We start from the raw sequence: 9,858 nt of genomic DNA, 5'->3' as shown, positions 1-9,858 counted from the left end.
AAATTAGAATTTCACAAGAATTTGATAAATTAATACATAATTTGCAACAATTAGGGAAACATTAGTTTGAGTTATGATCCAGAAGCAAATGCCCGACGGTGGAGAGTTAATTAATTGAGTTGTTTCGGCAGCATAAGGAGAAATATTTCTGGCTAAAGCTGACTTTTTACTCTGTGTGGAAGTTGATGAGGGAGTGGTTTGGAGATTTAGAAATGATTGCTGTTGGTGGTTTTAGTCTGTTGACTGGTTTTATGAATGAAGTAGATTACAAGATTTATTTGAACTTTTGCTTTATGGTGTTATGTTTTTCTGTGATTCTCGACTGGCATCACGGATGATTGTACTACTTTCTATAGAGTTTAATCTGTGGGATTTTTTTAAAATAACTTACTGTTTTTATGATTGCTGCTACTGTACTAGTGAGTTGTGCAAGGTGCTGGAAATTTATTATATAGATAAATACTTATGATCAAAATCAAGAAATTTAGGAAATAGATAAATTGTTCTTAACTTGTTGTGGTGGCTGTTTTTAACATACGTATGATTATTTAAGTGTTACTTGTAAAAACTAAATTAAGCGATTAAGAGGTTTTATGACAACAGGTAATCATGTTATTTTCATGCACCCAGATGGAACTAGTCCATCTCATTATGCTTTTGCAAGATTTGTAGATAAGGGTCCTGATGGACGGTTGAATTGGGACAAGATGTCTAATGCTGGTGTGTATCTGGGTCATATGGAAGACCAGTTGGGCGGCACATCTAATGCTGGTGCTGTGACTCACGCTACGGGTGTTAAGGTTTATGCGGAGTCTTTTGGTTATGAATTAGGGAATTTAGCGATTACATCTCTTTCTGGGACTACCAAAACTATTGTTGAAGAAGCTAGAGATGCAGGTAAGGTTACTGCTTTAGTTCAATCTGGGGCGATTTATGAGCCTGGTACTGCTGCTTTTGTTGCTAAGACTCAGCAAATTACTAACGCTAATGGAAGTATCACTGTACCTCGCGCTCAAGCTGCGGAAATTGCCAGACAGGTAATTAACTCAGGTGTTGACTTTATCATGGGTGGTGGTGAACTGAATCTTTTGCCGGTTGGTACAAATGGTTTTCACGGTACTGCGGCTCAACTCGATGCTTTAAGCACTAATTCTTTAATACGCCCTACGGAAAACTTGATTGAACTGGCAAAGAGTAAAGGTTATACGGTTGTTTACAATGAGGACCAACTCAATGCTTTGCTGGCTTTGCCTGTAGCTCCAACTAAAGTGTTGGGTGTATTTGCACCTGTTCATACTTTTAATGATCGCCCTGAGGAGGTTTTAGCGGCGAACAATTTACCATTATATGTGGCTACGGCACCGACTATTGCTGAGATGCTGAGTGTAACTCAGAAGTTGATGGAAAAACACCCTAATTTCCAGAATGGTTCTATTACTATTGTGGAGGAGGAAGGTACGGACAATTTCGGGAATAATAACAATGCTGCTGGGACTTTAGAGGGATTGCGCCGTACGGATGCGGCTATTGGTGTAGCAATGGACTTTATTAATAAGTATCCCAATACTTTGATGGTGACTGCTGCTGATAGTGATGCTGGTGGTTTACAAGTAGTTGATCCTCGTATTCCTGGAACAAGTTTAGGTAATATTAATAATAATCCGACTACGACTGCTCGCAATGTACCTTTAGACGGTCAAACGGGAGCTAATACTTTACCTTTTGTCGCTGCGACTGATGCTGATGGTGATGTGTTTGGGTTTGGTGTTGCTTGGGCGGGTACACCGGATTTTAGTGGTTCAATTGTTTCTAAAGCTCATGGTCTTAATGCAGATAAATTACCTGCTACTTTAGACAATACTAAGATTTATGAGTTGATGTATGAGACTCTGTTTAATGTTGAATTGGTATCTCGGAATCCTGACCCCACACCTGCTCCCAAGGCTACCAAGTTAACTGGGAATGTGATTTTTATCCATCCAGATGGTACTAGTCCTTCTCACTACATGACAACCCGTAATGTTGATTTAGGTCCTGATGGTAGGCTCAACTGGGATAAGATGTCAAATGCTGGTGTCTATTTAGGACACATGGAAAACCAGTTAACTGGTACTTCCAATGCCGGGGCTGTCACTCATGCTAATGGTGTGAAGGTGTTCAATGAGTCTTTTGGCTTGAATGAAGACCAATCTATGATTACTCCTGCTTCTGGTAAAGTTGGCTACACAATTTTGGAAGAGGCGATCGCTGCTGGTAAAGCAACTGCTCTTATTCAATCGGGTCATATTGGTGAGCCTGGAACGGCCGCTTTTGCTGCTGCCACTACTAATCGTGTTGGCAATAACATCCGCGCCCGTGAGAAGACGGCTGAAATTGCTGAACAGGTAATTCGCTCTGGCACTCAAGTCATCATGGCGGGGGGTGAGGTTTATCTACTACCTAAGGGTACTACTGGCTTCCACGTTACTGCCGAAATTGATGCTGCTTTTGCTGATGCTGAAGATCGCCCCACTACTAACCTGATTGATTTAGCAAAGTCTTTGGGTTATAGTGTGGTTTACACGGAAGAGCAAATGAATACTGCTGTGGCAAGTGCGACTGCTTCTACGAAGTTACTGGGAGTTTTTGCTGCTAACCACACTTTTAATGATCGCACTGAAGAAGCACTAGGACTCAATAGTGCCAATCCTCAGCCTTTATATTTAGCTACTGCGCCCACGGTGGCAGAGATGCTGGATGCGTCTTTAAAAATCCTCAGTCAAGACTCTGATGGTTTCTTTGTGGTAGTGGAGGAGGAAGGTAGCGACAACTTTGCGAATAACAATAATGCAGTTGGCACTATTGAAGCTGTTCGCCGGGCTGATGCAGCGATCGGTGTAGCCATGGATTACGTCAACACTCAAGACCCTAATACTTTGGTGATTACAGCTGCAGATAGCGATGCTGGCGGATTGCAAGTATTCCAATTCGAGCCTTACACCCGTCCCGCTGGCAACTTTACCCCCAACAACCCCGCACTGGCAAATACTGAGCCTAGTGCGCCATTTATTCGTGTTAACCCCACTACAACTAATACGAATCAGGCAGTTTTGGATGGTGTTAACGGCAGCACAGGTACAGCAGAAGCACCTTGGAAACCCTTTGCAGCTAAAAGCAGCATAGATGGAGCGATGGGTAACTTCGGTGTAGCTTGGGTCGGTACTCCTGATTTCCCCGGTAGCATTGTTGCCAAAGCCTATGGGATGAATGCCGAAAAGTTGCCTAGCACCTTGGACAATACCGTAATCTATGACCTCATGTACCAAACCATGTTTGGTGTCTACAATCTAATCAATGGTACAAGTGGTAACAATAGTCTCACAGCCACTACTAACCCAGATCGAATTTTGGGTAATGGAGGTAATGATACTATCACTTCAACTATTGCTAACGCCGGACAAAATGACCTTTTCGATGGTGGCATAGGCACAGATACCTTAGTAATATCTGGAGGAACAGCGTCAACCGCTTTAACATTGAATGTTGCCAATATTGCCAATACTAGCAATCAATTAAGCGGTATTTCTGGACTGGTAGTTCAAAACTTTGAGAGCTTCGATTTTGCTACCTTCTTGGGAACTCTCAACGCTACTGGTAGCACAGGCAATGACACTATTACTGCTGGTGCTGGTAACGATACCCTTGATGGTGGTGCAGGAACAAATACTCTACGAGGTGGTTTTGGTAATGATACTTATATCATTAGTACCTTAACTAATACCATTACTGAAGCTGCTAATGCGGGAATAGATACTGTTCGATCATCTGTAACTTACACGCTGGCAACCAATGTAGAAAACCTAGTTCTTACAGGAACTACCGACCTGAATGGAACTGGTAATACCCTCAATAACACCCTGACTGGCAACAGTGGTAATAACACCCTCAATGGTGGTACTGGAGCAGATGCCCTGATTGGTGGTGCAGGTAACGACACTTATATTGTTGACAACGCAGGTGATGTGATTACGGAAGCAAATGGTGAAGGTAGAGATTTAGTACAATCATCTGTTACTTACACTCTGAGCGAAAATGTAGAAAACCTGACCCTGACTGGAAATACAGCCATTAACGGCACTGGAAACGGACTAGATAACACCATCACAGGTAACAGTGGTGATAACACCCTTGATGGTGGTACAGGAAATGATACCCTGATTGGTGGTGCGGGTAACGACAGTTTGCTGGGTGGTACAGGAAATGATACTTATTTGTTCTCCATTACCACAACTAGCCTCGGTGCTGACACCATTACAGAAGCAGTAGTAGGTGGTCAAGATACCATTGACTTCACTGGTACAACCGCAGCAATCCGCCTAAATCTAGGCGTTACCACTACTCAAACCCTGGTTGCTAATGGTTCAAAACTGACATTAACTGCCGCCAATACCATTGAAAACGTGATTGCTGGCATTGGAGCAGATAGAATTATCGGCAATGACCTAGATAACCGCTTGGTTGGTGGCGCTGGTAATGACATTCTGACCGGTGGTGCAGGTAATGATACTCTGGTTGGTGGCGCTGGTAATGACATTCTGACTGGTGGTGCTGGTAATGATGTCTTCAGCTTTGCAGGGAATGCTGCGTTTACTGTAGCTAGTCAAGGTCTAGATACTATCCAAGACTTTGGTATCGGTAGTGACCAAATATCGTTGAGTAAGTCTGTATTCGCTTCTGTTACCAGTGTTGTCGGTCAAGGATTCAGCGTAGCAAGCGAGTTTGCTGTGGTTGAAGATGATGTTTTGGCGGGTACTAGTAACGGGCTGATTGTTTATAGCTCTAGCAGTGGTAGTCTTTACTACAACCAAAATGGCGCGGCTGCGGGCTTTGGTACTGGTGGTGAGTTTGCTATTCTCGCTACTGTTCCCACTCTGACTGCTAGTAATTTCTCTCTTGTTTAATGAGTAATTGGTTCACTTAATCAGTGACTCTGAGGTGGGGGATGATAGTGCGATCGCGCTATCATCCCCCACTTTTTTTGTTTGACACTGAAAAACTGCTAAAATCTTTTTTAGCAGTAAAAGCAGAAGACTCTAGCTAACAACTGGCAACCAAAAATTAGAATTTCACAAAAATTTCACAAAAATTTAACAATGTCTACAAAAATTTGATAAATTAATACATAATTCGCAACAATTAGGGAAACATTACCTTGAGTTATCATCCAGAAGCAAATGCCCCCCACGGTGGAGAGTTAATTAACCGAGTTGCTTCGGCAGCACAAAGAGAAATATTTCTGGCCAAAGCTGACTTTTTACCCCGTGTGGAACTTGATGAACGAGCAGTTTCTGATTTAGAAATGATTGCTATTGGTGGTTTTAGTCCGTTGACTGGTTTTATGAACCAAGCAGACTACAATCGAGTAGTTACAGAAATGCGGTTAGCTAACGATATTGTTTGGTCAATTCCCATTACATTATCTGTAACCCCAGCAGTGGCAGACCGTTTAGAAATAGGTAATTTGGTGCGTCTGGATAACCCCAGCGGGCAGTTTATTGGGGTGTTGGCATTAACCGAAAAATATGCTTACGACAAACAACGGGAAGCTATTAATGTTTATCGCACTGACGACCGTAAACATCCCGGCGTGCAGGTAGTATATAATCAGGGTTCTATTAACTTGGCTGGTGATATCTGGTTATTACAACGGGACTCTCATCCCCATTTTCCTAGCTACCAAATTGATCCTGCTGCTGCACGGGAAATGTTTAGAAACAAAGGATGGAAAACAATTGTCGGTTTCCAAACTCGTAATCCTATCCACCGGGCCCATGAGTATATTCAAAAGTGCGCTTTAGAGACTGTTGATGGTCTATTCCTACACCCACTGGTAGGAGCAACTAAGGAAGATGATATTGCTGCTGATGTGCGGATGCGTTGTTATGAAATTCTGCTAGAACACTATTATCCCCTAGATAGAGTAATTTTAGCAATTAATCCCGCAGCAATGCGTTATGCAGGTCCGAGAGAAGCAATTTTTCATGCCTTAGTTCGCAAGAATTACGGATGTACACATTTTATTGTCGGACGGGATCATGCTGGTGTAGGTGATTATTACGGCACTTATGACGCTCAGTATATATTCGATGAATTCGCGCCAGAAGAGTTGGGAATTGTGCCAATGAAGTTTGAACACGCTTTTTACTGCACACGCACCAAACAAATGGCTACAACTAAAACCAGCCCCAGCAGACCAGAAGAACGGGTTCATCTGTCTGGAACAAAGGTGCGGGAAATGTTACGTCGGGGTGAATTACCACCACCAGAATTTTCTCGTCCAGAAGTAGCTGCTGAATTAACACGGGCTATGCAAATTTCGCCTGTATTAGTTTAGATTAAGACTAGAAACTTGACTCTATGGACTTCAGCCTTTAAGCTATTACTGACGGGCTGGGGTCTGATGGTTAATTATGAAACGGCGTAAGTTTTTACAAGAAATTAGCTGCGCCTTAGCAGCATTAGGACTAGCACAAGAAGAGTGGTTAAGTTTAGGCAATCCTTATTACCAGGCTTTAGCACAATCCAAATCTCGCAAGTTAGCATTCTTGATAGGTATTAATCAATATTCACAAAGTCCTGCCCTGGCTGGTTGTGTCACTGATGTGGAATTGCAAACAGAACTGTTAATTAATCGCTTTGGTTTTGCAGCAGCAGATATTCTGAATTTAACAGACAAACAAGCAACTAAAGACCTAATTACAGCGGCTTTTGTAGATCATTTGGGTAAGCAAGTCAAACCTGAAGATGTGGTGATTTTCCATTTTTCAGGTTATGGTACTCGCGTGAAGACAAATGATCAAATCCCTGACTTCTTCAAGAATTCGGGGATCTACAGCACGGGAATATTACAAAATGCTATACTTCCCGTTGATGAAAATAATTTAGGAGATGGAAAATCTGTAAACTATTTACTAGAAGAAACTCTCTTACTATTATTGCGATCTCTACCTACAAATCAAGTTACAGCAGTATTTGATACTAGTTACTATCATTCCAGTGAATTAAAATCCACAGGTTTGCAAATTCGTACTCGTCCAGAATTATCATCTCTGACTTTGGCAACGGAAGAATTAGAGTTTTTATCACAACTCAAAAATCAAAAATCACCTATTAATAATGCCCTGATTCTTAAAGCCACTTCAGAACCAAATCAACAAGCAGGAGAATTACTTTTTCCTAGTTGGAGTGCGGGATTATTTACTTATGCGTTAACTCAATATTTGTGGGAAACTACTCCCCAAAAAACAATACAAGTTCTCCTCTCTCATCTGGGTAGTTCTATATATAAGCTAGGTGGTAAACAACAACCAAGCCTATTAAGTGCGCGGAAAAATCCTGAAAATGCTGTAATTGCTGATTATTTCCCGATTGATAACTTTAGGGGTGTAGGTATAGTTAAAGCCACAGAAGATGATGGTAAAACAATCAAATTATGGTTAGGAGGATTACCTCCCCTGGTTCTAGCAAATTATGGCGTAAATTCTCGTTTAACTCTGGAGACTGGAGAAGAGTTAATTATTAAATCCCGAACTGGTTTAATAGCTAAAGCCCAAGTAGATAAAGAAATTATCAAATTAGCACTTGGACAAATAGTACAAGAAGCTGTTCGCGTATTACCCAGAAATATTCATGTGAATATTGCCTTAGATCAGGGTTTAGAAAGAATTGAACGGGTAGATGCTACCAGCGCCTTTTCAGGAATTAGCAATGTGGCTAATATTGTCACCAGCACAGAAACCGCTGATTATGTCTTTGGTAAAGTTTCCCAAATACCCAGCCGTTATGGTGTTTTTTCCCTGGGTGGTGAACTAATTACCAATACCGTAGGGGAAATTGATGAAGCTGTAAAAGTAGCAGTGCAACGATTAACACCAAAATTTTCTACCCTGTTAGCATCAAAATTATGGCAACTTACGGAAAATGAGGGTACTTCCCGTTTACCAGTTAGGGCAACTTTAGAGGTTGTTAATAACATTTTACCTCGTATTCTCATGGTTAGGGAAACCGTAGAAACTGCTAATAGCGATAAAACCTATCCCAGACCCAGTTATTCCCCCACCGCTATTCCCACAATTTCTGTAGGTAGTCTGGTGCAATATAGAATTGAAAATTTGAGCGATCGCCCTGTATACTTGATTCTAGTAGCTTTAAATAATAACCAAAGTGCCTTTGCCTTTTATCCTTGGCAAGTTTTTCCACCAAACAACATTTCTCCTCACAAACCCCAATTAACAGAAATCCTCATTCCTCCGGGCAAAACCGTCAAAATTCCAGATAATCAACCTATACCCGGTTGGTTAGTTCCGACACTTTCTACCTTTTGTCAACACCAAATTATTCTCAGCACAAACCCCTTTAAGGAAACTCTCACAGCCTTAGCCACTGCCAAATATCCTACCACAGATCAACAAGCCATTAGTCCTTTAGTTAATCCTTTAAAAGTTGCCCAAGCTCTATTGCAAGACTTACATCACAGCAGTAAAGTTAAAGATGATATTAACCCTACTACCACTGATGCTTATATTTTAGATGTCAATAATTGGGCAAGTTTAAACTTTAGTTTTCAAGTTGTTTAAGTAGCATTTGCTGGTAATTTGGGTGATCAGTGCCATAAAAATTTTTGGTGATGAATTATAGTTAATACTAAGGATAGTAACTTATCAAAATCAAACCTATGGCTTTAACCGCACAAGAAATAGAAGCATTAATGCCAGATTGCACGGAACTACTCAGCGACGAACCAGAAATGGAAAGCTCCTTACATTATACACAACTATTAATATTAGTAACTTGCTTAGAATGGTTATGGCGCGATCAAGAAGATTTCTTCATTGGTGCAAATCTCAGCATCTACTATAGTCGACAACAGTTAAAAAATCGAGACTTTAGAGGTCCAGACTTTTTCCTAGTCAAAAACACGGAAAAACGTCCCCGTGCTTCCTGGGTAATATGGGAAGAGGACGGTAAATATCCGAATTTGATTATTGAATTACTTTCTGATTCTACAGCCAAAGTAGACAGAGGATTAAAAAAAGAATTGTATCAAACTCGATTTAGGACTCCTGAGTATTTTTGGTTTTCCCCGAATACCTTAGAATTGGTAGGCTGGAGATTAGTAGGAAATGAATACGAAAGTATTGGTCCTTCAGAAAATGGTTGGTATTGGAGTCAGGAATTAGGATTATATTTAGGAGTGCTGGAAAATAGGTTAAGGTATTTTACCGTTGAGGGTAGATTAATACTTACGCCAGAAGAAGCAAATTTAGAAGAAATTAGAAAAGCTGAAGCTGAACGTCAAAAAGCTGAAGCTGAACGTCAAAAAGCTGAAACTGAACAGCGAAGGGCTGATGAGGCAGAGATTAAAGTAGCAATTTTAACTCAACGGTTGAAGGAATTAGGTATTGAACCCGATGGTTTATAACTAAGAGTATTCCCATGCAAAAATACCCAATTGTCATGGTAAATGAAGCCCAAGACGAATTAAACAATATAAATTTGTTGCGATTACTAGGCTACACTTACATTCGGTTGTAATATCATTGATTGATTTTAAAACTCTAATGAGGATGCTTGGAAAGTCAAAAAGGATAGAGGTTTTGAAACCCCCATCCCAGTAACAAAAGTTTTTCCTTTTCCCTCTCCTAAAAGGAGAGGGTTAGGGGGAGTTAGGGAGGTTAGGTTTTTTAGGTGTATTTGTGTCTTATAACCCACATTCCGCACCCTGAACTGTCACAGATCAAAAAAGCAGAGATAGTAGTACATAATAACTAACGATCAATTAAAGAGAAATAAGCTTAATGAGAATACATATCATTAAAA

Annotated in this window: 5 protein-coding genes; all 5 read left to right on the top strand. The window is 40.9% G+C overall.

Annotated elements, in window-relative coordinates; genetic code table 11:
• The first annotated feature begins 185 nt into the window (after nt 1–185).
• On the top strand, nt 186–338 hold the full coding sequence (locus tag H6F62_RS20885) for a hypothetical protein (protein ID WP_242025926.1): 153 nt from the start codon (nt 186–188) through the stop codon (nt 336–338).
• Between the two features lie 255 nt (nt 339–593).
• The gene (locus tag H6F62_RS07235; RefSeq protein WP_190371685.1) at nt 594–4,940 is read left to right on the top strand and encodes an alkaline phosphatase; all 4,347 of its coding nucleotides are present in this window, start codon (nt 594–596) and stop codon (nt 4,938–4,940) included.
• Between the two features lie 251 nt (nt 4,941–5,191).
• On the top strand, nt 5,192–6,373 hold the full coding sequence (gene sat / locus H6F62_RS07230; protein ID WP_137906629.1) for a sulfate adenylyltransferase: 1,182 nt from the start codon (nt 5,192–5,194) through the stop codon (nt 6,371–6,373).
• A 76-nt stretch (nt 6,374–6,449) separates the two neighbouring features.
• Nucleotides 6,450–8,615 carry a caspase family protein gene (locus H6F62_RS07225; RefSeq protein WP_190371684.1) on the top strand — a complete coding sequence of 722 codons (2,166 nt, stop codon included), beginning with the start codon at nt 6,450–6,452 and terminating at the stop codon, nt 8,613–8,615.
• A 98-nt stretch (nt 8,616–8,713) separates the two neighbouring features.
• Nucleotides 8,714–9,460, top strand: a complete 747-nt coding sequence (locus tag H6F62_RS07220) for a Uma2 family endonuclease (RefSeq protein WP_190371683.1) — start codon at nt 8,714–8,716, stop codon at nt 9,458–9,460.
• Nucleotides 9,461–9,858 lie beyond the last annotated feature (398 nt).

The sequence above is a fragment of the Anabaena sp. FACHB-1391 genome (assembly GCF_014696755.1).
Classification (GTDB): Bacteria; Cyanobacteriota; Cyanobacteriia; order Cyanobacteriales; family Nostocaceae; genus Dolichospermum; species Dolichospermum planctonicum.
This window is presented reverse-complemented; position numbering and strand designations above follow the sequence as displayed.

Coding starts and splice junctions, on each gene's coding strand:
- H6F62_RS07225 (WP_190371684.1), top strand. CDS start 6,450: ATGAAACGGCGTAAGTTTTTACAAGAAATTAGCTGCGCCTTAGCAGCA.
- H6F62_RS20885 (WP_242025926.1), top strand. CDS start 186: ATGAGGGAGTGGTTTGGAGATTTAGAAATGATTGCTGTTGGTGGTTTT.
- H6F62_RS07235 (WP_190371685.1), top strand. CDS start 594: ATGACAACAGGTAATCATGTTATTTTCATGCACCCAGATGGAACTAGT.
- H6F62_RS07220 (WP_190371683.1), top strand. CDS start 8,714: ATGGCTTTAACCGCACAAGAAATAGAAGCATTAATGCCAGATTGCACG.